At 72.3% G+C, this 23,164-nt stretch carries 22 protein-coding genes; 12 read left to right on the forward strand and 10 right to left on the reverse strand.

The genetic code is table 11. The annotated features are described in order from the left end of the window. Window positions 1-8 precede the first annotated feature (8 nt). A complete protein-coding gene (locus ACIP4X_RS16710) occupies window positions 9-896 on the reverse strand; it encodes a LysR substrate-binding domain-containing protein (RefSeq protein ID WP_391454596.1) in 888 nt (295 codons plus the stop codon). A gap of 120 nt (window positions 897-1,016) precedes the next feature. On the opposite strand from ACIP4X_RS16710, the gene ACIP4X_RS16715 reads away from it, so the two are divergent. The 5 genes from ACIP4X_RS16715 to ACIP4X_RS16735 all read left to right on the forward strand — a co-directional run bounded on the left by ACIP4X_RS16715 (window position 1,017) and on the right by ACIP4X_RS16735 (window position 6,314). Beyond that, window positions 1,017-1,688: a succinate dehydrogenase gene (locus ACIP4X_RS16715; RefSeq protein ID WP_391454595.1), complete on the forward strand. Its 672-nt coding sequence runs from the start codon at window positions 1,017-1,019 to the stop codon at window positions 1,686-1,688. Window position 1,689: 1 nt separating this feature from the next. Then, window positions 1,690-3,639, forward strand: a complete 1,950-nt coding sequence (locus ACIP4X_RS16720) for a fumarate reductase/succinate dehydrogenase flavoprotein subunit (protein ID WP_358729857.1) — start codon at window positions 1,690-1,692, stop codon at window positions 3,637-3,639. Then, a complete protein-coding gene (locus ACIP4X_RS16725) occupies window positions 3,636-4,385 on the forward strand; it encodes a succinate dehydrogenase/fumarate reductase iron-sulfur subunit (protein ID WP_358729856.1) in 750 nt (249 codons plus the stop codon). Before ACIP4X_RS16720 ends, ACIP4X_RS16725 begins: the two co-directional genes overlap by 4 nt. Window positions 4,386-4,620: 235 nt before the next feature. Continuing rightward, a complete protein-coding gene (locus tag ACIP4X_RS16730; protein ID WP_358729855.1) occupies window positions 4,621-5,394 on the forward strand; it encodes a GNAT family N-acyltransferase in 774 nt (257 codons plus the stop codon). Beyond that, complete coding sequence (locus ACIP4X_RS16735; protein ID WP_358729854.1) at window positions 5,394-6,314, forward strand: lysophospholipid acyltransferase family protein; 921 nt, start codon at window positions 5,394-5,396, stop codon at window positions 6,312-6,314. Before ACIP4X_RS16730 ends, ACIP4X_RS16735 begins: the two co-directional genes overlap by 1 nt. Window positions 6,315-6,367: 53 nt before the next feature. Here the strand turns inward: ACIP4X_RS16735 and ACIP4X_RS16740 are convergent, their stop codons facing one another. Next, a complete protein-coding gene (locus ACIP4X_RS16740) occupies window positions 6,368-8,725 on the reverse strand; it encodes an ABC transporter (RefSeq protein WP_391454593.1) in 2,358 nt (785 codons plus the stop codon). A 205-nt stretch (window positions 8,726-8,930) separates the two neighbouring features. Here ACIP4X_RS16740 and ACIP4X_RS16745 point away from each other — a divergent pair, with 205 nt between their 5' ends. From ACIP4X_RS16745 to ACIP4X_RS16760, 4 genes are all read left to right on the forward strand, one after another. After that, on the forward strand, window positions 8,931-10,172 hold the full coding sequence (locus ACIP4X_RS16745) for a hydroxymethylglutaryl-CoA reductase (protein ID WP_358729852.1): 1,242 nt from the start codon (window positions 8,931-8,933) through the stop codon (window positions 10,170-10,172). Between the two features lie 191 nt (window positions 10,173-10,363). Next, entirely contained in the window at window positions 10,364-11,320 is a 957-nt protein-coding gene (locus tag ACIP4X_RS16750; protein ID WP_358729851.1) for a DUF5996 family protein, read from the forward strand. A 223-nt stretch (window positions 11,321-11,543) separates the two neighbouring features. Then, complete coding sequence (locus ACIP4X_RS16755; RefSeq protein WP_358729850.1) at window positions 11,544-12,809, forward strand: hypothetical protein; 1,266 nt, start codon at window positions 11,544-11,546, stop codon at window positions 12,807-12,809. A 15-nt stretch (window positions 12,810-12,824) separates the two neighbouring features. Continuing rightward, window positions 12,825-13,442 (forward strand): HAD family phosphatase, encoded by a 618-nt coding sequence (locus ACIP4X_RS16760; RefSeq protein WP_358729849.1) that lies wholly within the window; start codon window positions 12,825-12,827, stop codon window positions 13,440-13,442. On the opposite strand, the gene ACIP4X_RS16765 is transcribed toward ACIP4X_RS16760, so the two are convergent. Next, window positions 13,435-14,538 carry a pentapeptide repeat-containing protein gene (locus ACIP4X_RS16765; RefSeq protein ID WP_358729848.1) on the reverse strand — a complete coding sequence of 368 codons (1,104 nt, stop codon included), beginning with the start codon at window positions 14,536-14,538 and terminating at the stop codon, window positions 13,435-13,437. The genes ACIP4X_RS16760 and ACIP4X_RS16765 overlap by 8 nt on opposite strands. Window positions 14,539-14,929: 391 nt before the next feature. On the opposite strand from ACIP4X_RS16765, the gene ACIP4X_RS16770 reads away from it, so the two are divergent. Continuing rightward, window positions 14,930-15,223 (forward strand): hypothetical protein, encoded by a 294-nt coding sequence (locus tag ACIP4X_RS16770; RefSeq protein WP_358729847.1) that lies wholly within the window; start codon window positions 14,930-14,932, stop codon window positions 15,221-15,223. A 27-nt stretch (window positions 15,224-15,250) separates the two neighbouring features. Here the strand turns inward: ACIP4X_RS16770 and ACIP4X_RS16775 are convergent, their stop codons facing one another. Beyond that, complete coding sequence (locus ACIP4X_RS16775) at window positions 15,251-15,484, reverse strand: hypothetical protein (RefSeq protein ID WP_358729846.1); 234 nt, start codon at window positions 15,482-15,484, stop codon at window positions 15,251-15,253. Window positions 15,485-15,583: 99 nt separating this feature from the next. On the opposite strand from ACIP4X_RS16775, the gene ACIP4X_RS16780 reads away from it, so the two are divergent. Next, on the forward strand, window positions 15,584-16,075 hold the full coding sequence (locus ACIP4X_RS16780) for a hypothetical protein (RefSeq protein WP_401348917.1): 492 nt from the start codon (window positions 15,584-15,586) through the stop codon (window positions 16,073-16,075). A 27-nt stretch (window positions 16,076-16,102) separates the two neighbouring features. Here ACIP4X_RS16780 and ACIP4X_RS16785 read toward each other — a convergent pair whose 3' ends face one another. After that, complete coding sequence (locus tag ACIP4X_RS16785) at window positions 16,103-16,318, reverse strand: dodecin (RefSeq protein WP_401348920.1); 216 nt, start codon at window positions 16,316-16,318, stop codon at window positions 16,103-16,105. Between the two features lie 257 nt (window positions 16,319-16,575). Between ACIP4X_RS16785 and ACIP4X_RS16790 the strand changes: the two genes are divergently transcribed. Next, window positions 16,576-17,823 (forward strand): extracellular solute-binding protein, encoded by a 1,248-nt coding sequence (locus ACIP4X_RS16790; RefSeq protein WP_401348923.1) that lies wholly within the window; start codon window positions 16,576-16,578, stop codon window positions 17,821-17,823. An 81-nt stretch (window positions 17,824-17,904) separates the two neighbouring features. On the opposite strand, the gene egtD is transcribed toward ACIP4X_RS16790, so the two are convergent. The 5 genes from egtD to ACIP4X_RS16815 form a co-directional block, all read right to left on the reverse strand. Further along, window positions 17,905-18,867: an L-histidine N(alpha)-methyltransferase gene (egtD, locus tag ACIP4X_RS16795; RefSeq protein WP_358729843.1), complete on the reverse strand. Its 963-nt coding sequence runs from the start codon at window positions 18,865-18,867 to the stop codon at window positions 17,905-17,907. Further along, window positions 18,864-19,655 (reverse strand): ergothioneine biosynthesis protein EgtC, encoded by a 792-nt coding sequence (gene egtC / locus ACIP4X_RS16800; protein WP_391454591.1) that lies wholly within the window; start codon window positions 19,653-19,655, stop codon window positions 18,864-18,866. The genes egtD and egtC overlap by 4 nt, the downstream gene beginning before the upstream one ends. Continuing rightward, window positions 19,655-21,046, reverse strand: coding sequence for an ergothioneine biosynthesis protein EgtB (egtB, locus tag ACIP4X_RS16805; RefSeq protein WP_391454590.1), 1,392 nt, complete (start codon window positions 21,044-21,046; stop codon window positions 19,655-19,657). Before egtB ends, egtC begins: the two co-directional genes overlap by 1 nt. After that, the gene (gene egtA, locus ACIP4X_RS16810) at window positions 21,043-22,392 is read right to left on the reverse strand and encodes an ergothioneine biosynthesis glutamate--cysteine ligase EgtA (RefSeq protein WP_358729840.1); all 1,350 of its coding nucleotides are present in this window, start codon (window positions 22,390-22,392) and stop codon (window positions 21,043-21,045) included. The genes egtB and egtA overlap by 4 nt, the downstream gene beginning before the upstream one ends. 296 nt (window positions 22,393-22,688) lie before the next feature. After that, window positions 22,689-23,153 (reverse strand): type II toxin-antitoxin system PemK/MazF family toxin, encoded by a 465-nt coding sequence (locus ACIP4X_RS16815; protein ID WP_391454589.1) that lies wholly within the window; start codon window positions 23,151-23,153, stop codon window positions 22,689-22,691. Between the last annotated feature and the right edge of the window lie 11 nt (window positions 23,154-23,164).

Genomic DNA, 23,164 nt, shown 5'->3' on the forward strand with positions numbered 1-23,164 from the left:
GTCAGGCGTCAGCGCTCCAGCAGCATCCGCTGGAGTTCTCTCGCGGCCCTCGGCGGAGCCACGTCGCTGCGGTGGGCCAGCGCGATCGTACGGTGCAGTCCGGGACGGGTCAGCGGGGTGACCCGCAGGCCGTGTCCCGAGCGCGTCGCGACCATGCGCGGGACGACGGCCACCCCGAGACCAGCTCGCACGAACCCCAGCACCGCGTCCATCTCGCCGCCCTCGACGGCGAGGTCCGGCTCGAAGCCCTCCGCGCGGCACGCGGCGACCGTCAGCTCCCGCAGGTCGTAGCCGTGCCGGAACATCACCAGGCGCTCGCCCTCCAGGTCCGCGATGCCGACCGAGCGCCGCCCCGGCCCGCCGGGCGCGGGCGCCTCCGGCGAGGAGACCACCACCAGGTCCTCGCGCAACAGCTCCACCGTGGTCAGGGCGGGGGAGGGGGTGGGCAGCGGAAGCACGACCAGCGCCAGGTCGAGGGCGCCGCGGGCCAGCTCCCGCACCAGGTCGTGGGAGCCTCCCTCCTCGACCAGCAGCCGGATGCCCGGGTAGCGGTCGTGGAAGGCGCGCAGCACGTCCGGCAGCAGGCCGGTGCACAGGCTCGGCGTGGCGCCGAGCCGCACCCGGCCCCGGCGCAGCTGCACCAGTTCCTGCACCTCGTGCCGCGCCGTGTCGGCGTCGGCGAGGATGCGCCGGGCCAGCGGCAGCAGCGCCTCCCCGGCGTCGGTCAGCGTGATGTTGCCCCGCGCCCGCAGGAACAGATCGGCGCCCAACTCCCTTTCCAGCGCCTTGATCTGCTGCGACAGCGACGGCTGGGCGACATGGACCAGATCGGCCGCCCGGGTGAAGTGCCGGGTCTCGGCGACCGCCACGAAGTACTGGAGCTGCTGGAACTGCACGAGGCCAGCATAGCCAGTCCCTATCGAAACGAGCCGGACCATGTCTTGGACCGATGGGGTCCTTCGGCCCTAGCGTGCTGAGTCATGGCACTGGCAACGCGGACGGACCGACGGCCGTCCATGGCACGCACCGTGTGGGGCTCGACCGTCGGCAAGAAGACCGTGATGGCGGTCAGCGGCCTGATCATGCTGCTGTACCTGGTCGTCCACATGATCGGGAACCTGAAGATCTTCTTCGGGGCGGGCGAGTTCAACCACTACGCCCACTGGCTGCGCACGGTCGGCGAGCCGTTCATGCACTACGAGTGGACGCTCTGGCTGGTCCGCGTGGTGCTCGTGGTCGCCGTCGTCGCCCACGCCGTCTCCGCCTACCAGCTCAGCCGCCGCGACATCAGGGCGCGGCCCGGCAAGTACGTGCACACGAGGCGCGGGTCCAGTTACGCCACCCGCACCATGCGCTGGGGCGGGATCATCCTCGCCCTGTTCATCGTCTGGCACATCCTGGACCTGACCACCGGCACCGTGCACTCCGGCGGATTCCAGCCGGGCCACCCGTACCAGAACGTCGTGGACACCTTCTCCACCTGGTACGGCAACGTCATCTACATCGTCGCCATGCTGGCGCTCGGCCTGCACATCCGGCACGGCTTCTGGAGCGCCGCCCAGACCCTCGGCGTCGGCAGCCGCACCCGCGACCGTGCCCTCAAGACCGCCGCCAACGTTCTCGCACTGCTGCTCACGGCCGGCTTCATCGCCGTCCCGGTGGGCGTCATGACCGGAGTGGTGAGCTGACATGACCTCCTACGCCGACTACACGACCGGTGCGCCGGTCGCCGACACCAAGGCCCCGTCCGGCCCGGTCCACGAGCGCTGGGACACGCGCCGTTTCGAGGCCAGGCTGGTCAACCCCGCCAACCGGCGCAAGCACACGGTCATCGTGGTCGGCACCGGCCTCGCGGGCGGCTCGGCCGGCGCCACCCTGGCCGAACAGGGCTACCACGTCGTCCAGTTCTGCTACCAGGACTCCCCGCGCCGCGCCCACTCCATCGCCGCGCAGGGCGGCATCAACGCGGCGAAGAACTACCGCAACGACGGCGACTCCGTCCACCGCCTCTTCTACGACACCGTCAAGGGCGGCGACTTCCGCGCCCGCGAGTCCAACGTGCACCGCCTCGCGCAGATCTCGGTGGAGATCATCGACCAGTGCGTGGCGCAGGGCGTGCCGTTCGCCCGCGAGTACGGCGGACTGCTCGACACCCGCTCCTTCGGCGGCGTCCAGGTCTCCCGCACCTTCTACGCCCGCGGCCAGACGGGCCAGCAGCTCCTGCTCGGCGCCTATCAGGCGCTGTCCCGGCAGATCGCCGCAGGCAACGTGGAGATGCACCCGCGCACCGAGATGCTCGACCTGATCGTCGTCGACGGCCGGGCCCGCGGCATCGTCGCCCGCGACCTGATCACCGGGAAGATCGACACGTACTTCGCGGACGCGGTCGTCCTGGCCAGCGGCGGCTACGGCAACGTCTTCTACCTGTCGACCAACGCCATGAACTCCAACGCCACCGCGATCTGGCGGGCGCACCGGCGCGGCGCGTACTTCGCCAACCCCTGCTTCACCCAGATCCACCCCACCTGCATCCCGCGCACTGGTGACCACCAGTCCAAGCTCACCCTGATGAGCGAGTCGCTGCGCAACGACGGCCGCATCTGGGTCCCGAAGGCCAAGGGCGACAACCGCCCGCCGAACGAGATCCCCGAGGACGAGCGCGACTACTACCTGGAGCGCGTCTACCCGTCCTTCGGGAACCTCGTCCCGCGTGACATCGCCTCCCGCGCCGCGAAGAACGTCTGCGACGAGGGCCGCGGCGTCGGCCCCGGCGGCCAGGGCGTCTACCTGGACTTCGCGGACGCGATCAAGCGCATGGGCCGCGAGAAGGTCGAGGAGAAGTACGGCAACCTCTTCGACATGTACGAGCGGATCACCGCGGAGAACCCGTACGAGGTGCCGATGCGGATCTACCCCGCCGTGCACTACACGATGGGCGGCCTGTGGGTCGACTACGACCTCCAGACCACCGTCCCCGGACTGTTCGCGATCGGCGAGGCCAACTTCTCCGACCACGGCGCCAACCGCCTCGGCGCCTCCGCGCTGATGCAGGGCCTGGCCGACGGCTACTTCGTCCTCCCGGCCACGATCAACGACTACCTGGCCCGCAACCCGCACCAGGAGGCCGTCACCGACGGCCACCCCGCCGTCCAGGAGACCGTCGCCGAGACCGAGGACCGCCTCAACCTGCTGCTGTCCGTCGACGGCGACCGCACCCCCGACTCCTTCCACCGCGAACTCGGCGAACTCATGTGGGAGTTCTGCGGCATGGCCCGCACCGACGAGGGCCTGCGCAAGGCACTCGACCGCATCCCGCAGATCCGCGAGGAGTTCTGGCGGCGCATCAAGGTGCCCGGCACCGGCGAGGAGTTCAACCAGTCCCTGGAGAAGGCCAACCGCGTCGTCGACTACCTGGAGCTCGCCGAGCTCATGTGCCTCGACGCGCTGCACCGCGCCGAGTCCTGCGGCGGCCACTTCCGCGAGGAGTCCCAGACCCCCGACGGCGAAGCGGCCCGCAGGGACGAGCAGTTCTCCTACGCGGCGGCCTGGGAGTTCACGGCCACCGGCGAGGCGCCCACCCTGCACAAGGAAGACCTGGTCTTCGAGTACGTCCACCCCACCCAGCGGAGCTACGCATGAGGCTCACCCTGCGCGTCTGGCGGCAGAAGAACGCCGACGCCGACGGCGCCATGTCCACCTACGAGGTGGACGACATCTCGCCCGACATGTCCTTCCTGGAGATGCTGGACGTCCTCAACGAACAGCTCATCCTCAACGGCGAGGACCCCGTCGCCTTCGACCACGACTGCCGCGAGGGCATCTGCGGCGCGTGCAGCCTGGTCATCAACGGCGACGCGCACGGCCCCGAGCGCACCACCACCTGCCAGCTCCACATGCGGTCCTTCAAGGACGGCGACACGATCGACATCGAGCCGTGGCGCGCCGCCGCCTTCCCGGTGGTGAAGGACCTGGTGGTGGACCGCTCGGCCTTCGACCGGATCATCCAGGCCGGCGGCTACGTCACCGCGCCCACCGGCGCCGCGCCCGAGGCCCACGCCACGCCCGTACCGAAGCCGGACGCCGACTTCGCCTTCGAGCACGCCGAGTGCATCGGCTGCGGCGCCTGCGTCGCCGCCTGCCCCAACGGCGCGGCGATGCTGTTCACCTCCGCCAAGATCAACCACCTCAACGTGCTGCCGCAGGGCGCGCCCGAGCGCGAGACCCGCGTCCTGGACATGGTGGCCCGCATGGACGAGGAGGGCTTCGGCGGCTGCACCCTGACCGGCGAGTGCGCCACCGCCTGCCCCAAGGGCATCCCCCTGATGTCGATCACCAGCATGAACAAGGAGTGGCTGCGCGCGACCCGCAAGGCGTCCAAGCGGTAGCCCACCACAAGACGTTCGCCGAGGGGGCGGACGGGCGGGGCCGGGAGTGGTGCTCATCCCCGGCCCCGCCTCGAACTTTCCTTGAGTGCAGCCGCCCGCGCCGTTCAACATCCCCACATCCGTTCTCCCGGCACAGGTCACGCGGACGCAAGCCGGCATCGGAAGAACAGGGACGACGGACCGCACCGCCGGTCCGCCGTCCCTCTTCCCACCGGGTCCACGACCAGGAGAGAACATGACCGGCGTCTCCACCCTCGAAAGCCCCCCGCAGCCCGCGCCGCCCACCCGCTACACCGTCTCCCTCGCCCGTGACGAGGCGGACGTGCGGGCCGCGCAGCGGCTGCGGCACGACGTCTTCGCCGGAGAGATGGGCGCCCTGCTGTCCACCCCGCAGCCCGGCTACGACGTCGACCCCTTCGACGCCTACTGCGACCACCTGCTCGTGCGCGACACGACGACCGGGCAGGTCGTCGGCACCTACCGGCTGCTCCCGCCGGAGCGCGCCGCGATCGCCGGACGGCTGTACGCGGAGGGCGAGTTCGACCTCACCGCGCTGGCCCCGATCCGCCCCGGCCTGGTGGAGGTGGGCCGCTCCTGCGTGCACCCCGACCACCGCGACGGTGCGGTGATCGGGCTGATCTGGGCCGGTCTTGCCCGCTACATGGTGGACCGCGGCCACGAGTGGCTGGCGGGCTGCTGCTCCATACCGCTCGCCGACGGCGGCGCCCTCGCCTCCGCCACCTGGGAGCGGGTGCGCGAGAAGAACCTGGCACCGGAGGAGCACCTGGTGCGCCCGCTGCTGCCGTGGATCCCGCGGGCCGACCTCCCGGCCGCCCCCCGCACCGAGCTGCCCGCCCTCCTGCGCGGCTACCTCCGGCTCGGCGCCCAGGTCTGCGGCGCGCCCGCGCACGACCCCGACTTCGGGGTCGCCGACCTCTACGTCCTGCTGTCGATGCGCCGGGTCAGCCCGCGCTACCTGCGGCACTTCCTCTCCCTCGTACCGGCCTGATGAGCCTCTGGCTGCCCAGCGCGCCCTGCACCCCCAGGGCGTGCGTGGAGACGGGAACGGGGTCCGCGGCGGCCGTACCCCGCGCCGTGCTGCGGCTGGCGCTGGTCGTGTCCCTCGTACTCGCCGGGGTCGCGCTGTCGCTGCTCGGCCGGGGGCGGATCCCGGCCGGCTGGGTGCGGCGCTGGTGCCGGGCGGTCGTCAGGGCCTCGGGGGTCCGGGTCCGCATCACCGGCACCGCCCCGCCCAGCGGCGGCCTCCTGCTGGTCGCCAACCACATCTCCTGGCTGGACATCCCGCTGCTCGCCGCCGTCCGCCCGGCCCGGATGCTCGCCAAGACGGAGATCCGCGGCTGGCCGGTGGCCGGCGCGCTCGCCGCGCGCGGCGGCGCCCTGTTCATCGAACGGGACCGTCTGCGCGCCCTGCCCGCGACGGTGGCGCACATCGCCGGGGAACTGCGCGCCGGCGCCGCCGTCGCCGCCTTCCCCGAGGGCAGCACCTGGTGCGGCCGCGCCCAGGGCGCCTTCCACCGAGCCGTCTTCCAGGCCGCCCTCGACGCCGGGGTGCCCGTCCAGCCGGTCCGCATCCGCTATCTGAGCCACTCCGGGGAAGCGGCCAGCACGGCCCCTGCCTTCGTCGGCGACGACTCCCTGCTCACGTCCCTGTGGCGGGTGGCCACGGCACGCGGCCTGGTCGCCGAGGTCGACGTGCGTCCCGTGCTTCCCCCGGGCACCTGCCCCGACCGCCGCACCCTGGCCCGCGCGGCGCAGCAGGACGTCCCCGGCGGCGAAAGCCGGGGCGCCGACCCGCACTCCACGGCGACCCCCGGGCACGCGACCGCTGTTCACGTGGCCGCCACCTCGCCGCCGTGGGCCCGAGTGCCGTCCCAGACGCGGCGGGCGGAGTGCGGGGACCCGGCGTAGCCGAGGCCAGGGGGTCCGGCGTCGTGAGCCGGTGAACCTATCCGGTCGCAGCGCTAACCCGCCGCCGGGCCCTCGCCGTTCCTCCGTATCACCCGTGCCAGATAGGGAGCCGTGGCGCTGCCCGCCGCCCGGGCGACCTCGGCCGGCGGTCCCGCCGCCACGATCCGGCCGCCCTCGTCGCCGCCGCCCGGCCCGAGGTCGACGACCCAGTCGGCGCCGGCCACGACGGACATGTCGTGCTCGACGACGATCACGGTGTGCCCGGCGTCGACCAGGCCGTGCAACTGCCGCATCAGCACCTCGACATCGGCCGGGTGCAGACCGGTCGTCGGCTCGTCGAGGAGGTAGAGGGTGTGGCCGCGGCGGCCGCGTTGCAGTTCACTCGCGAGCTTGATGCGCTGGGCCTCACCGCCGGACAGCTCGGTGGCGGGCTGACCGAGACGCAGATAGCCGAGGCCGACGTCGAGCAGGGCGCCGAGACTGCGGGCCACCGCCGGGACGTCGGCGAAGAACTCCGCCGCGCTCTCCACCGTGAGGTCGAGCACCTGGCCGATGTTCCGTCCGCGGTACGCCACTTGGAGCGTCTCCGGGTTGTAGCGTGCCCCGCCGCAGTCCGGGCACGGGGCGTACGTGCTCGGCAGGAACAGCAGCTCCACGCTGACGAAGCCCTCGCCCTGGCAGGTCTCGCACCGGCCTCCCGCCACGTTGAAGGAGAACCGTCCGACCCCGTAACCGCGCGCCCGCGCCTCGTCGGTGTCCGCGAACACCTTCCGTACGACGTCGAACAGGCCTGTGTACGTGGCCAGGTTGGAGCGCGGAGTGCGCCCGATCGGCCTCTGGTCCACCGAGACCAGCCGCCCGACGCCCGCCAGATCGGGCGTGATCTCACCGATGAGCGTGGACTTCCCGGACCCCGACACCCCGGTGACCGCCGTGAACGCACCGAGCGGGAACCGCGCCGTCACCGCCCGCAGGTTGTGCCGGGTCACCGGCCCCACCGTCAACTTCCCGCGCGCACGGCGTACTTCACGCACCGGCGCGGGGGAGCGATCGAACAGGAACCGGCCCGTCGCCGACTCCGCGACCCGCGCCAGCTCGGCGACCGGCCCGCTGTGCAGCACCCGCCCGCCGTGCTCACCGGCAAGCGGGCCGACGTCGACGACCCAGTCGGCACCCCGCACCACGTCGAGGTGGTGCTCCACCACGAACACCGAGTTGCCCGCCGCCTTGAGCCGCTGCAACACCGTGAGCAGGGCCTCCGTGTCCGCCGGGTGCAGCCCCGCCGACGGTTCGTCGAGCACGTACACCACCCCGAACAGCCCCGAGCGCAACTGTGTGGCGAGCCGCAGCCGCTGCAGCTCGCCCGCCGACAGCGTGGGCGTGGACCGGTCCAGGCTGAGGTAACCGAGCCCGAGCTCCACGACGGGCACGATGCGCGACCTCAGATCGTCGGTGAGCACGCGAGCGGCCTCGGACGTGCCCCGCAGGTGCTCGGCGAGTTCGGTCAGCGGCAGCGCGGCCAGCTCGGCGATGGTGTGCCCCGCGAAGGTCACGGCCAGCGCCTCGGGCCGCAGCCGGCTGCCGCCGCAGGCCGGGCAGGGCGCGGCGGTGAGGAAACGCTCGGCCTTGGCCCGCAGGGCGGCGCTCTTCGAATCGGCGAACGTCTTCATCACGTACCGCCGGGCGCTCATGTACGTACCCTGGTAGGGCCGTTGGATCCGCTCGGCGTCCCGCACCGGGTGCACGGTCACCACCGGCTGCTCGTCCGTGAACAGGATCCACTCCCGCTGCCCGGCGGGCAGTTCACGCCACGGCCGGTCCACGTCGTACCCCAGCGCGTCGAGGATGTCCCGCAGGTTCTTGCCCTGCCAGGCACCCGGCCAGGCGGCGATCGCGCCCTCACGGATCGACAGTGAGGGATCGGGCACCAGCAGCGCCTCCTCCGTCCGGTGCACCTGCCCGAGACCGTGGCACTCGGGGCAGGCCCCGGCCGCCGTGTTCGGCGAGAACGCGTCCGAGTCCAGCCGCTCGGCCCCCGGTGGATAGTCCCCGGCCCGGGAGAACAGCATCCGCAGCGAGTTCGACAGGTTGGTGACGGTGCCCACGGAGGACCGCGACGTCGGCGCCGCCCGCCGCTGCTCCAGCGACACGGCCGGCGGCAGCCCCGAGATCTCCCCGACCTTCGGCGCGCCCACCTGGTGGATCAACCGCCGCGCGTAGGGCGCCACCGACTCGAAGTACCGCCGCTGAGCCTCCGCGTAGATCGTCCCGAACGCCAGTGACGACTTCCCGGACCCCGACACCCCCGTGAACGCCACGAGCGCGTCCCGGGGAACATCGACGTCCACCCCGCGAAGGTTGTGCTCACGAGCACCACGGACACGGACGTACGGGTCGTGGGGGCTGTGCATGGAGGGGCTCCGTACGAGACGCGGACGGCAAGGGGGCAAACCCCGCAATTCTATGCAACCTCCCGGCCGGCCGCCCGGCGGGGGCAGACGTGGAGGTGACGTGAAGGGGGTGTGCTCGTTGGGCTGTCCGGGGGAGTTGCGAGCCGCCGGAAGCCGGCGCACGAAGACGTTGTCAACGGATCCATGAAAAGGAAAGTGATGCCGCATGAGCCTGCGAGAAGACCCGCGTGAGGCCCGCCAAGTCCGTTCCGTGGGACGGTACGTTCCCGCCAGAGGAAGTTACACGGAGTCGGCTCGGCTCCAACGGCTCGACTGGATCCGCTCGGTGACCGGGACCGGTCTGCGTTCCCTGGACCGGACGCGACTCGACGCCGGACGACTGACCGGAAACATCGAGGGGTTCGTCGGAAGCGTCGAGATCCCGGTCGGCCTGGCGGGGCCGCTGCTGTTCCGCGGGGAGAACGTGCAGGGCGAGATCTACGCACCCATGGCGACCACGGAGGGCGCCCTGGTCTCGTCGGCGACCCGTGGATCGCTGGCCGTCACCATGGCGGGCGGAGTCAGCACCTGTGCCGTCTCGCAGAGCATGACGCGCGCACCGGTGTTCGCCTTCTCCAGGATGCCGGCCGCCAGGCTCTTCGCGTTGACGATCGGCCAGTACCTCAACGATCTCCGAGCCGTCGTCCGGCAGGTGTCGCGGCACGCCGAGCTCGTCTCGGTCGAGCCCGCCGTGCTGGGCAGGACCGTCCACCTGAAGTTCACGTACACCACCGGGGACGCGGCCGGCCAGAACATGACCACTGCCTGCACCTGGCACGCCTGTCAATGGATCCTGGGACAGGACCACTTGGTGGACAGCCGGGAACTCGACACCTTCATCATCGAGGGAAACACGTCGGGCGACAAGAAGGCCTCCTCCCAGAGCATGACGGAGGGCCGCGGCATCAGGGTGACCGCCGACTGTGTCCTTCCCGCGGGCATCGTCAAGCGTGTTCTGAACACGACGCCCGAGGAACTGACCATGGGCTATCACCACATCGCGTCCGGGGCCGTCCACGGCGGAGTGCTGGGCTCCACCGCGAACGCCGCCAACATCGTGGCGGCGATCTTCACCGCGACGGGTCAGGACATCGCGTGCGTCCATGAGTCGAGCGTGGGGCAGTTCATCCTCGAACCGGCATCGGACGGCGGCGTCTACGCCAGCATGACCCTCCCCGGCCTGGCGGTCGGGACGGTCGGCGGCGGCACCCACCTTCCCGCCCAGCGCGACCTCCTGGAGGTGATGGGCTGCACGGGGAAAGGAAGCGCCGTCCGCCTGGCCGAAGTGATCGCCGGCTTCGCCCTCGCCCTCGACCTCTCGACGGTCTCTGCGGCCGTCTCCGGGCATTTCGTCAGCGCGCATGAACGACTCGGCCGCAACAGGCCCGGCGAGGTGCCCTGCCCGTGACCGTCCCCTCGCGCTGAGGGCCCCGTGAACCTGCGTCGGGCCACCTCCGCGGGCGTCTGACGCACGTGGGGGGATGCGCGGCGCCACCGAGCGGGCAGGATGCGGGGCGGCGTACGAGAATGGTGGGTGGCACTGCGGTGTTGCCGGTGTTTCCGGTGCGAACCGCTGATCGACAGGCTGGGAGGCTCGTCGTGAGCGCACCTCTTCAGGAGTGGCCGGTGCTGGTCCACGAGGACCTGGCTCCGATGGTCGCCTACGTGAACCGGTTGGTACAGGTCGCGGGCAAGTACACCCTCGACGAGCCGTTCGAAGTCGGCTGGGGAAACATCGTCCTCGATGTCACTCCCCGTGGGCTCAGGACGCGGACGTTCCGGCAGCAGGACGTGACCTTCAGCGTGCACCACCGGCTGCTCGACGGCGACGTGGTGATCGAGACCGACAGGGACTCGCGGACCTTGCCCCTGTCCGACGGGTCACTCGCCTCGTTCTACGCGTCGTTCTGCGCCGCGGCGGGCGAACTCGGCCTGCGCGGGCCGCGCACCTCGCTGATCTGCGAGATTCCCGATGCCCCGGCGACGTTCGGAGACGATCAGGTCGTACGCCACTGGGATCACCGTACGGCCCGGCTGATCTGGACAGCACTGAATCTGGCCACCCACGGGCTCGAGGCGTGGCAGGCGCCCTACCTGGGGCACCATCCGCGGGTCGGGGTCATGTGGGGCGGCTTCGACCTGTCCGCCACGCGCTACAGGGCGCAGCCCACCGTGCCACCCGCCCACGGTCCGGCCTTCCAGCAGAACGCCCAGACCGAGGCGTATGTCTCGGTCGGATTCTCCTTCGGCAGTCCCGATGCTCAGGACCTGGGCATGTACGCCTACATCTGGCCCCAGCCGGATGGTCTGGAGAACCGGTCGTGGGGTGTCGACGGCGCCGCCTGGCATCCTGACGCCGGTCTGGTTCTGCTGCCGTGGGACGCACTCAGGCAGACCCCCGACCCGCACCACACCATCGTGGCGTTCGGTGACGCCGTCTACACCGCCGCCGTCGAAACGGCGGACTGGCCTTCGGACCTCATCGGCGCCCGCTGTGACGGTTGGTACATGAGCAGGACGCCGCCCGCCCTTGCCCACACCCAGTACCACCACTGAGAGCGACAGAGGACACGCCGTCCACCCACCGTGATTCCGCCGGCCTCGTCCGGCCGGCCCCGCAGTCGATCCGGAGCACCGGGAGCGATGACGTGTCGGCCGTCATCGCTCATCCGGGGGAAGCCGCGGCCGACGGGGGCTCCCGGTGCGGACCGGTGGCGCGCGAGGCCCGGGGTCTGTCACGCTTGCCGTCGGACGTCCGGCGAGTGTGCCAGGAGCTGCCATGCCTCAGCGTCGAGCCGCCGCGGACGAACGGCTGCACGAGGACCGTTTCAGGCACGTGCACCGGGCGTTGAAGGAGTCGGTCGCGCCCCTCATCGTCAGATCGCTCCAGGAGCAGGTCGCCGACCTCGCCGCCCCCGAGGTGCCGCTGCTGACCCGGCGCGGCTGGATCCCGCCGCAGCCGCTGTCCCTGGACCACATCCGGCTGCTCTACACCCCGCCCCGCAAGGACACGTTCGCCGCGGCCCGACGGCAACTGGCGCCCTACTGGCCACGGATCGCGGGCAGCCCTGTGCCCACCTACTCCGCCGCCGTGCAACGGTTCGACGGGGCCGCCCACTTCTTCGACGCCGACTCGTTCCGGCTGCTCGGCCTGGAGCCCCCGGCCGCCGGCTGCGAGGACCGCACGACCACCCTGCGCTTCACGCGGGGTTCGTACTTCGACTGGTACGACACCGGTGAGGCACTCGGCTACGAGGCCGCGCGTTGCTACGCCGAATCCGGCGGCGCGACCGTCGTCGGACGCTACCGGCGCTGGCTGAACAGCCCCTTCGACTTCGTCCGCCGCTGCGCGACCCCCGGCATCAACACGCTCACCGTGCGCACCTCGCGTGACCGGACCGTTCGGTCGACGTTCTATCTGCACCGGCGGACCGACGTCGCCACGGCCCGGGGCACGGTGCACGTCGTCCCGGCGGGCGAGTTCCAGCCCTCCGGCGGCCACGTCGGCGACCGGGCGACCGGCGGTGAGGACTTCGACATCCGGGCGACTGTCATCCGCGAGTACGCGGAGGAACTGCTGGGCGCCGCCGACCTGGCCGACCCGACGTCCAAGGAGTCACCGGTCGACTTCATGGCCCGCCACGCCGCGGTCGAGTCGGCGCTGCGCGGCGGCGGTGCCCGGCTCCACTACCTGGGGACCGGCCTGTATCCGCTCACCTGGAAGCCGGAGATCCTCCTGGTCTGTGTCTTCGAGGACCGGCTCTTCGACCAGACCTTCGCGGACATGAAGAGGGAAGTGGACGAGGGAGCCATCGAGGGCCCCGGCGGCCGGCCGCTCACCGAGGACGATCGGCTGCCGGGCCGGGACCGGCTCCCCGGGGCCGTCTCCCTCCTGTTGGGCCGGAAGAAGCGCCCGTATCAGGGCCTGCCCTTCGACGAGGCCACCGTCCACTCCTACGCCGAAGCCCCGACCACCCTGCCGGCCGCCCGCGCCTGCCTGAAACTCGCCTGGAAACACCGGGAGTTCCTTGACATCCCGGCCTGAGACACGAGGAGCCGCATGTCCGACGCGTCCGCCGCGCCCCGCCCCGCCTGGCTGCTCAGCGACTTCGCGGGGGTGCTCGGGCAGCACCAGCCGGAGCAGGCGCGTCGCCGGATGGCCGCCGTCGCCGGAGCCGGGTTCACCCCGTTCTGGGACGCCTACTGGGCCGAGCGGCAGCCCTACGACGCCGGGGAGGTCACCCGCGACGCGTACTGGACGAACGTCGCCGCCCGGCTGGGCACCGGATGGCCACCCGAACTGATCCGCACCCTGGACACGATGGACGTGGCGAGCTGGCTGTTCCCGGACCGGGAGACGCTGCGGGTGGCCGACGAACTCCTGGCGTCCGGTGTCCGGTTGGCCGTCCTGTCCAACGCGCCGCTGTCCCTGGCCGCCGCCCTGCACGAACTGCCCTGGCTCGCGGCGTTCGAGGAGGTGATCTGCAGCAGCGAGATCAACGCGGCCAAGCCCGAACCCGGCTGCTACCGAAGAGCGCTGGACATCCTCGGGGCGAGCGCGGGGGAGGTCGTCTTCGTGGACGACCGCGAGGCCAATGTGTCGGGCGCGAAGGCGCTGGGAATCAGGGCCTTCCTCTTCTCCGACGCGGGCCGGCTGCGTCGCGACCTGCTCAGGTGAGGGGCCAGGGGAAGGGGTGCGGCGTGGGCAGGTGGCGCTGGGGGCGGTTGGCCCAGTCGGTGGCCAGCCGGGCCAGCCGGGGCCTGTTCTCCAAATGGGCCGGGGGCCTCGTGTTCGCCAGGTAGCCGGCCTGCAGGAGTTGCTCCTCGTTCAGCCCCTGGCTGCCGCGCAGGTCGACGTCGCAGAGCCAGGCCCGGGTCAGCGTCGTACCGTCGAGCCAGGCACCACGCTGGGTGGCCCGGTTCAGCCAGGAGTCGCTCAGGTCGGCGCGGTCGAAGTGCGTGCGGTCCAGCACGGCCTCGTCGAGCTTCGCGGCCACCAGCCGGGCCTCCCGCAGCACGGTCTCGCGCAGCACCGCCCCGGTCAGCCAGGCGCCGGACAGGTCCGCACCCCGCAGATCGGCCCCCGCCAGGTCCGCGCCGGCCAGCCACGCGTCCGCCAGCTCCGCGCCCGGCATCCGGGCACCGGTCAGCCGTACCCCGCACAGATCGGCGCCGGCGAGCCGCGGGCACCGGCCGTTCCGGTCGGGCAGCAGTTCCAGTCCCGTGAGGTCGCTGCGGCGCAGGTCGATCCGGTGCTTCTCGGGGCGGACGGGTCTTCGGGCCAGGACCGTCACGGCCGCGGTGACGTCCTCCCGCGGGCCGCCCGCGACGGATCTGCCGGGCCGGACCGGGGACGCGTTGCGCACGAACGCGGCGAGGACCTCGACGACGGTCTGGTGGTCCTCCTCGGACTCTCGCATCACGTGCTCCAGGGCGTAGACGCCGCCGAGCCGCTCCACGACGTTCGTCGAGGCCAGCTGGGTCACCGCCTTGCCGTAGCGCTCGGTGACCTGGCCACGACGGGAGAGGTGGTAGCCACGGATCGTGTAGGTGACCGCGCCGAGTCCGGCACCGGTCCCGAGGAGGGCGCCCACCGTGACCTGCACCTGGTTGACGGCCGCCGCCCGGTCCTTCGGGTCCTTGATGTCCCGGACGGTGCTTCCCGCGATCAGCCAGGAGACAGGTCCCAGCAATGCGAGGCCCAGGCCCGCCAGGATGACGAACGCCGCGAGGTATCTCAACACCCGCAGGATTCGAGAGGAACCGTCGGCCATTCCGGCATCACACCGCAACCGCCCCTCAACTGACCAGAGTTGGGAGCCAACAAAAGGGCGTCGGGCCCAGGGCCACCCTGCCCGGCTCGGGCTGCCGGTTCCCGGCCGACTCGATCACCCCGGGCGGTCTTGCGGCCGCCACTGACAATGGGGCCAGGGTGCGCGAGGCGGGCGCGGGAGACAAGCTGAAGGTACGGAACCGAGGCAGGTGTCATGAGCGACCTGACGGCGTCCGCCGCACGGATGGTGGGCTGCACTGCCCTGGGCGGCGTGGAAGGCCACCCTGCCTGGGGCCGTGGGCCATGTGGCCCCATGACACACGGGGGGCTGCCGGGTGACTGTGGAAGGTGCGCGGGACCCGAGCGCGGGAGCAGGGAAGAAGGTTGACGGCATGGCCTGGGCATCATGGACCACCCCCGGGGTCTTCACCGGCCGGGGCGGCGTACGAACGGACGAGGCCGGGGTCGTCACCGGCAACCTGACCGTCCACACCACCTGGGACGGCAACGAGGCCGACGTGACGGTCGGGTACACCGGCACCTCCGAATGGTTCACCCTCACCGGAAGCCCGGTGCCCTGCCGTACCGAGCGGCACAGCCGGGAACTGCACCAGGCCGTGGTGGCCGCCGTCGGCGCGGGCGGCGGAGCCACCATCCACAGGACGCGCGTGACGGAGACGACCTGAGTCGCGGCGATCACGCCCTCCCGGCGCTCAGCCCCGCGTGTGGTCGGGCTCGGGGCCCCAGTACTCCGGGCCGCCCCCGCGCCAGTCGATCAGCGGGGAGACCGAGACCTCCACGGGGTCGACGTCGAGCCCCGCGCGGCGCAGGAACTCGGCGACGTCGGCGACGCTGTAGGCCAGCCCCAGGATCTCGCCGTTCACGCGGACGCGCCGCCCGCCCGTCGGGGAGGGCGGGTGCACGATCACAGGCAGTGCTCCGGGCATGTACCCAGCATGGGATGCGGCCGGGCGGCGCGCATCCGGACGGCGCCGGTCCATGGCGTGCCCGGGCCGCCGAGGGGAGGGCGCGACTACGCTGGCGGGGTGACGGACAGCAGCAGATGGCCGCTCGCCGTGTTCGACCTGGACAACACCCTCGCGGACACGGCGCACCGGCAGCGCTTCCTCCAGCGCCGCCCGCGCGACTGGGACGGCTTCTTCGCGGCCGCGCCCGAGGATCCGCCGCTCGGACAGGGCGTGGAGCTGGCCCGCCGGAGCGCGCAGGAGTGCGAGATCGTGTACCTCACCGGGCGGCCGGAGCGGTGCCGCCGCGACACCCTCGACTGGCTGGCCGCCCACGGGCTGCCCGAGGGGCGCGTGCACATGCGACGCGACAGCGACCGCAGGCCGGCCCGCCGCACCAAGCTGGAGATCCTGCGGCGGCTCGCCCGCGGCCGGGAGGTCCGTGTCCTGGTGGACGACGACGAGCTGGTGTGCGCGGACGCCGAGCAGGCCGGGTTCCCGGTCCTGCGCGCCCGCTGGGCCGCGCCGTCCGCCGAGTTGAGGACCGCGCAGGAGACCGAGGGGCGTACCTGACGTACGAGGGTGACGGGCGCGGTTGCGTCAGTCACCCTCCTCCAGCCGGAAGCCGACCTTCAGGCCGACCTGGTAGTGCTCGATCCGCCCGTCCTCGATCTGGCCCCTGACCTGGGTCACCTCGAACCAGTCCAGATTGCGCAGGGTCTGCGAGGCGCGGGTGATGGCGTTGCGGATGGCCTGGTCGACGCCTTCGTGCGAGCTGCCGACGATCTCCATGACCCGGTACGTGTGGTCGGTCATGAGGGTGGCTCCTCTCGGCGGGCGGCGCCGGTGACACGGGCCCGGGACGTCACGGCCGCCGGGCGCACGTGTGGGCGCGGGTCACTCCACCGTGCCGTATGCCGAGCCGGGGCGCGAGACGAAGAAGTACGGCGAGCCGGACATCACTTGACCCGGGCATTGGTCCATACCAAAATCGCACACACCCGTGCGAGCCCCCAACTCGTCCCCCCACGTCGGGCCCCTTCCCTGTGCCTTCGGAAAGAACAGGACCCCTCGTGAGACCTCGCCTAGTCGCTCTGCTGTGCGCGTCCTCCTTCCTGGTCTCCTCCTGCGGCGTGCTGTCGCAGGGTGGAGGCGGGCGGCACACCGTCACCGTGTGGATGATGAAGGGCAGCGCGTCCCAGGACTTCCTGGACCGCTTCACCGAGGACTTCGAACGCACCCACGACGACCTGCGTCTCGACATCCGCATCCAGGAGTGGACCGGCATCGGTCCGAAGGTGCAGGCCGCGCTCGCGGACCGCGCCGAGGACGGCCCCGACGTCATCGAGGTGGGCAACACCCAGGTCGCGCAGTACGCCACGGGCGGCAGGCTGACCAATCTGACACTGGAGTCGATGCGGGACTGGGACATGCAGGACTGGCTGCCCGGCCTGGCCGAGCCCGGGCTGGACAACTCCTCGCAGTACGGCATCCCCTGGTACGCGGCCAACCGGGTCGTCATCTACCGCAAGGACCTGTTCGAGCAGGCCGGCGTGGCCAAGCCGCCCCGCACCCGGGCCGAGTGGCTCGCCGCGAGCACGAAACTCGACTCCGGCGGCAACCAGGGGATCTACCTCGCCGGACAGGACTGGTACACGCTCTCCGGGTTCATCTGGGACGAGGGCGGGGACCTCGCCAAGGAGACCGCCGGCGGGTGGAAGGGCGCCCTGGACAGCGAGGCCGCGCTGCGCGGCATGGAGTTCTACCGCCAACTCCAGTCGCTCGGCGGGGGACCGGTCGACGCCGACGAGGAGCATCCGCCCCAGGGCGAGGTGTTCGCCGAGGGGAAGGTGGCCCAGATCGTGGCGGTGCCCGGACTCGCCCAGACCATCGTGGAGAAGAACCCCGCCCTCGGGGACAAGCTGGGCTTCTTCCCCGTGTCGGGCAAGACCGCCGCCCGGCCGGGGACGGTGTTCACCGGCGGTTCCGACCTCGTCGTGCCCCGGAACACCACCGACCGGGACGGCGCCGTCGCGGTCGTTGCGGCCCTCAGCGGCGCCAAGTGGGACACCGAACTGGCCCGCACCATGAACTACGTCCCCAACAAGCCGAAGCTCGCGGCCGCCGTCGCGGGCGAGGAGGGGGTCGCGGCCATGGCGGCGGGCGCCGCGCACGGCCGGGCGACCCCCAACACGCCCGAGTGGGCCACGGTCGAGGCCGACAACCCGATCAAGGACTACATGTCGAAGGTCCTCTCCGGCGGTGACCCGTCGACGGAGGCCCGCCGGGCCTCACGGCGGATCACCGGGCAGTTGAGCTAGCCAGCCACCCACGGCCCTCCGTGGGGGCCCTCCGGACAATGCCCTGGAGGGCCCCCACGGAGGTTCAGGTCCCACCCTCCGTCACGCCACCACACTCAGCGACAGCGCGAAGCGTTCCTCCCCGTCGGTCCACCACCTCTCCAACTCCAGTCCCGCCGCAGCCAGTTCCGCGCTCACCCGGGTCTCGCGGAACTTCGCCGAGACCTCGGTGCGCAGTTCCTCGCCCGCCGCGAAGTGGACGGCGAGGTCGAGCGCGTGGACCTTCACGGTCTGTTCGGTGCGGGAGCGCAGCCGCATCTCGATCCACTCGTTGGCCGGGTCCCAGAGGGCCACGTGGTCGAAGGCGTCCGGCTCGAAGTCGGCGCCCAACTCGCGGTTGACCACGTGCAGGACGTTCCTGTTGAACGCGGCCGTCACTCCGGACGCGTCGTCGTACGCCCTGACCAGCACGTCCTCGGCCTTGACCAGGTCGGTGCCGAGCAGCAGCGCGTCGCCGGGGGAGAGCAGGGCGCGTACCGAGGCCAGGAACTCCGCCCGTTCGCCGGGCAGCAGGTTCCCGATCGTGCCGCCCAGGAACGCCACCAGGCGCGGGCCGGGGGAGGGGGGCAGGGACAGGCCGGCCGTGAAGTCGGCGATCAGCGCGTGCACGTTCAGCCCGGGCCGCTCGGCGACCAGGGCCCGTCCGGCCTGTTCCAGCGCGGAGTCGCTGACGTCGACGGGGACGTAGGTGTGCAGCCGGGGCAGCGCGTCGAGCAGCAGCCGCGTCTTCTCCGAGGAGCCGGAGCCCAGTTCGACGAGGGTGCGGGCGGGCAGCGCGGCGGCGATCTCGGCCGCGCGGCCGGCGAGGATCTCCCGCTCGGCGCGGGTCGGGTAGTACTCGGGCAGTTCGGTGATCCGCTCGAACAGCTCGCTGCCGTGCGCGTCGTAGAACCACTTCGGCGGCAGCGTCTTGGGGTCGGAGGTCAGTCCGTTCAGGACGTCGGCGCGCAGGGCCGCGGCCATGGCGTCCTCGGGCAGGGTGCGGGTGACGCGGAACTCACTCACGTGCGGGGCTCCTCGGGTCGTGCGGGTGCCGGTTCCTCGGTGGGGTCCTTGAGCGGGGTGAGCAGGACGTCCGTGCGGCTCGCCGCGAGCAGGGTGCGGTCGGGCACCTGACGCCAGTGCGGGTCGTCGTCGTACGGCTCGGAGGCCACCACCGTGCGGCGGCCTGGCTCGGCCAGGTACCACAGGCTGTCGCCCCAGGCGGTCGCGGTGATCGTCTCGCCGTTGGTGAGCAGCAGGTTGAGCCGCGAGCCGGGGGCCGCCGCGGCGACCTCCAGGACGGTGTCGGCGAGTGCCTGCCCCTCCTCGTCGCCGCCGCGCAGCCGGGCCAGCACCAGCGCCCACACGAGCGCCGAGTCGTTGCGGGCCTCCAGCGACAGCAGGTCCCGCGGTGGCAGGGAACGGGACACCGCGGCGAGCGAGTCGGGCCAGCCGGTCACGGCGCCGTTGTGGCTGAACAGCCAGGTGCCCGTGGCGAACGGCGCCGCCGCGGCCTCCGCGTCCGCGCCCGAGAGGGTCGCGTCCCGCACCGCGGCCAGCAGCGCCGAGGTGCGTACCACCCGGGCCAGGTCGGCGAAGGACCGGTCGGCCCAGACGGGCCCCGCCCGGCGGTAGCGGGCCGGCACCGGGTCGCCCTCCGCGTACCAGCCCACCCCGAAGCCGTCGGCGTTGACCGTCCCGTGCCGCTGGTGCCGGGGCGCCCACGCCTGCCGGTACAGGCTGTACGGCGGCTCCACGAGGTACCGGCCGAGCGGCTCCTCCGGTCCCAGGTACGCCAGATGGCGGCACATCAGCCGCGCTCCGAACGGGCCGTGCGGAACCCGGAGAAGATCTGCCGCCGGACCGGGTAGTCCCAGTTGCGGAACGTGCCCCGGCAGGCCACCGGGTCCACGGCGAACGAACCGCCGCGCAGCACCTTGTACTCCGGCCCGAAGAACACCTCCGAGTACTCCTTGTACGGGAACGCGGTGAAGCCCGGGTAGGGGTGGAGGTCGCTCGCCGTCCACTCCCACACGTCTCCGATCAACTGCCGTACGCCGAGCGGCGATTCACCTGCCGGATAGCTGCCGGCCGGCGCCGGGCGCAGATGCCGCTGACCGAGGTTGGCGTGCTCCGGCGCCGGGTCGGCGTCGCCCCACGGATAGCGCGTGGAGCGCCCGCTCACCGGGTCGTGGCGTGCCGCCTTCTCCCACTCGGCCTCGGTGGGCAGCCGGCGTCCGGCCCAGCGGGCGTAGGCGTCGGCCTCGTACCAGCACACGTGCAGCACCGGCTCGTCGGGCGGTACGGCCTCGGTGACGCCGAACCGGCGCCGCAGCCACTGCCCGCCCTCACGCCGCCAGTACAGCGGCGCGTCGACGCCGTGCTGCCGTATGTGGGCCCAGCCGTCCGGCGCCCACCAGCGGGGGTCGGTGTAGCCGCCGTCCTCGACGAAGGCCCGGTAGGCGGCGTTGGTCACCGGGGTGGTGTCGATCCAGAACGGCGGCACCTCGCGCACGTGCGCGGGCCGCTCGTTGTCCAGCGCCCACGGTTCGGTGGAGGTGCCCATGGTGAACGGGCCGCCGGGCACGAGCACTTCGGGTGGACCCGTGAACGGCGGGGCCGGCTCCGGGTCCGGCGCGGTGAGGGCCTGCGGGCCCCGGCGGAGCTGGTGGGTGATCAGCATGGTCTCGTCGTGCTGCTGCTCGTGCTGCGCGATCATGCCGAAGGCGAAGCCGGCCTCGGTCAGCCGGGTGCCGTGGAACGCGGTGGACTCCAGTACGTCCAGCACCCGTCCGCGCACCTCGGACGCGTAGCCCCGGGCCTCGTCGGGGGCCATCAGGGGCAGCGAGGGGCGTTCGGAGCGCGGGTGCTCGAAGGCGTCGTAGAGGCTGTCGATCTCGGGGCGCATCGCCTCGCGGCCGCCGACCGCCCGCAGCAGCCACAGCTCCTCCTGGTTGCCGATGTGGGCGAGGTCCCACACCAGCGGGGACATCAGCGGCGAGTGCTGGGCGGTGAGGTCGGGCTCCTCCACGCAGCTCGTCAGCAGCGTGGTGCGGTCACGGGCCGTGCTGAGCGAGCGCAGCGCGCGCTCGCGCAGCGTCTCCGCGTCGAACGCCCGCGGATCCAACGTCTCGGTGTCGAAGGTCTTGGTGGCGAAGCTCTCTGCGTCGGGTGTCCCGGCGTCGCGGGCGGGATCGGTCATGGCGCGATGTCCTTCCCGTGGGCGGTGGGGGTTGCCCGGGCGGTGCGCGGGCCGGGCCGGGGCGGCTCCGCGCCGCGCAGCCGGTCCAGCAGGTCGTCGGCGGGGCAGCGGCCCCGGCGTACGTAGCGGTCCTGGAACGCCGCGACGGCGTCCGTGACCCCGGTGGTGGCGCCGAGCCGGGGCAGGGCCCTCACGGCGGCGGCGAAGCAGGCAGCGGCCGCCTCGCGCAGATCGGGGTCGGCGAGCCCGGAACGGGCCGCCTCGGCCCACAGCGGATTGTGCGGCGCGGGCAGCGGCCCGGACCGCTCGGCCAGCGGCTTCACCACCCGGTAGACGGTCTCCGCCGCCTCCGGGTCGTCGAAGAGCGCCGCGGTGACCGCCAGCGGCACGATCCACCCGTCGTCGCCGGGCTGCGCGTCGATCATGCGCAGTTCCAGGTGCCCGCGCGGCCGGACCGGCGGGAACAGCGTCGTGAGGTGGTAGTCGAGGTCGTCCCGGGTCGGCGGCCTGGGCCGGCCCGAGCCGATCCACTCGCGGAAGGTGAGCCCGTCGGGCACCTCCCACGGCCGGTCCTCGTGCCGTACGCACATCACCGGCGCGTCCAGTACATGGCGGGCCCAGGCGGCGCGGGGACTGCCGTTCAGCGCCGGGGCGCCGGCCCGGCCGGGGCCGATCTCCATCCACATGAGCTGCCTGGTGGAGCGCCAGCCGGTGGGCCGCCGCGCCACCAGCGGGGAGTGGGCGAACGCGGCCACCAGCACCGCGCCCAGGTGGTGCGCCAGCCACCAGCGGCGCCCGTGGCCGAGCGGTCCGGGCTCCTCGTGGCCGGCGTCCACGCAGACCTGCACGGACGCCGAGGCGCACATCATGTGCCGGCCGGCCGGACCACCGCGGTCCAGGCATGCCTCCAGGGCGTCGTAGCGCCGCTCGCGCAGGAATCTGCGGGGGGTGTGCCAGGGATCGTGGCCGACACCGACGAGACGGAGTCCGTCACCGGCCAGTACGGCGCGGACGGTGTCGAGGTCGGCGGATACGGTACCGATGCACTCCATCAGGGAGGCGGCGGGCGGCGAGCTCAGTTCCAGCTGGCCGCCGGGTTCGACGGTGAACGCCGACCTCAGGGGCATGGTCCGCAGTGCGGCGTAGGCCGCTTCGAGACGTTCGGGTGTGACGGGGAGCCGCGGCGAACGCAGCTCGTGGACGAGCCATTCCACTTCGACCCCGAGGGTGCGGGGCGGTCCGGTCTTGAAGCAGATGCCGCTGACCAGAGCCTCGGCCTCGGCTTCGGAGACGGCGGTACGGGACTCCGTACGGCCGCCCGCCGAGGTGGGTTGCGCATCGGACATGTCGGGATCCTCCTGAGATTCCACCATGCCACCGGCCCGGCGGTCGGAGGGCCGGGCCGGGGCCGCACCGTCCCAGCCAAAACCCTCCAACCGATTCGCACAAGGGTGCAAAACGCGACAATCATGGCGCTGAATCTCCGTATCCGCGATATTTCCGACGCTCACCCGCGGTGCCGGGAGCCCGGCGCCTCCGTGCGGGTCCGCTGCCCGCACGGGAGTCCCGCGGGCACTCCGGGCCCCGGGTCCGCTGCTACTCCGACCGGGTGATGTGCGCGCCGTGGGGCGCGGCCGTCGCGTCAGCTCCAGCCGTAGCGCTCCTGGAGGCGGTGCACCACGAGGCCGAACCGCATCCGGTCCAGCGCGCACGCCTCGCGGCGCATGCCGTCCTCGTGCAGCCGCAGCACCCGGTCGACGTCCACCCACGAGTCCCGCCCCGACCGGTCCCAGGGGCCGCTGCCGATGGCCACCCACTCGCGGACGCCGTCGTGCGCCTTGCTGGACAGCTGCACGGCCAGGAGCGTCCCGGCGGCCTCGCGGGCCACCACCAGCACCGGCCGGTCCTTGCCGCGGCCGTCGTTCTCCTCGAAGGGCACCCAGGTCCAGACGATCTCCCCGGGGTCCGGGTCGCCGTCGTGCGCGGGTGAGTACTCGGTGTGCACCCGGCCGACCTCGCGCGGGTCGGCCTCGGTGGTGGCGGTGCGGCCGTAACGGCCGGGCGCGTTCTCACCGTTCTGATCGGTCTCATCGGTAAAGGCAGTCACGGGGGAACCCT

It is taken from the genome of Streptomyces sp. NPDC088817 (assembly GCF_044750345.1).
Classification (GTDB): Bacteria; Actinomycetota; Actinomycetes; order Streptomycetales; family Streptomycetaceae; genus Streptomyces.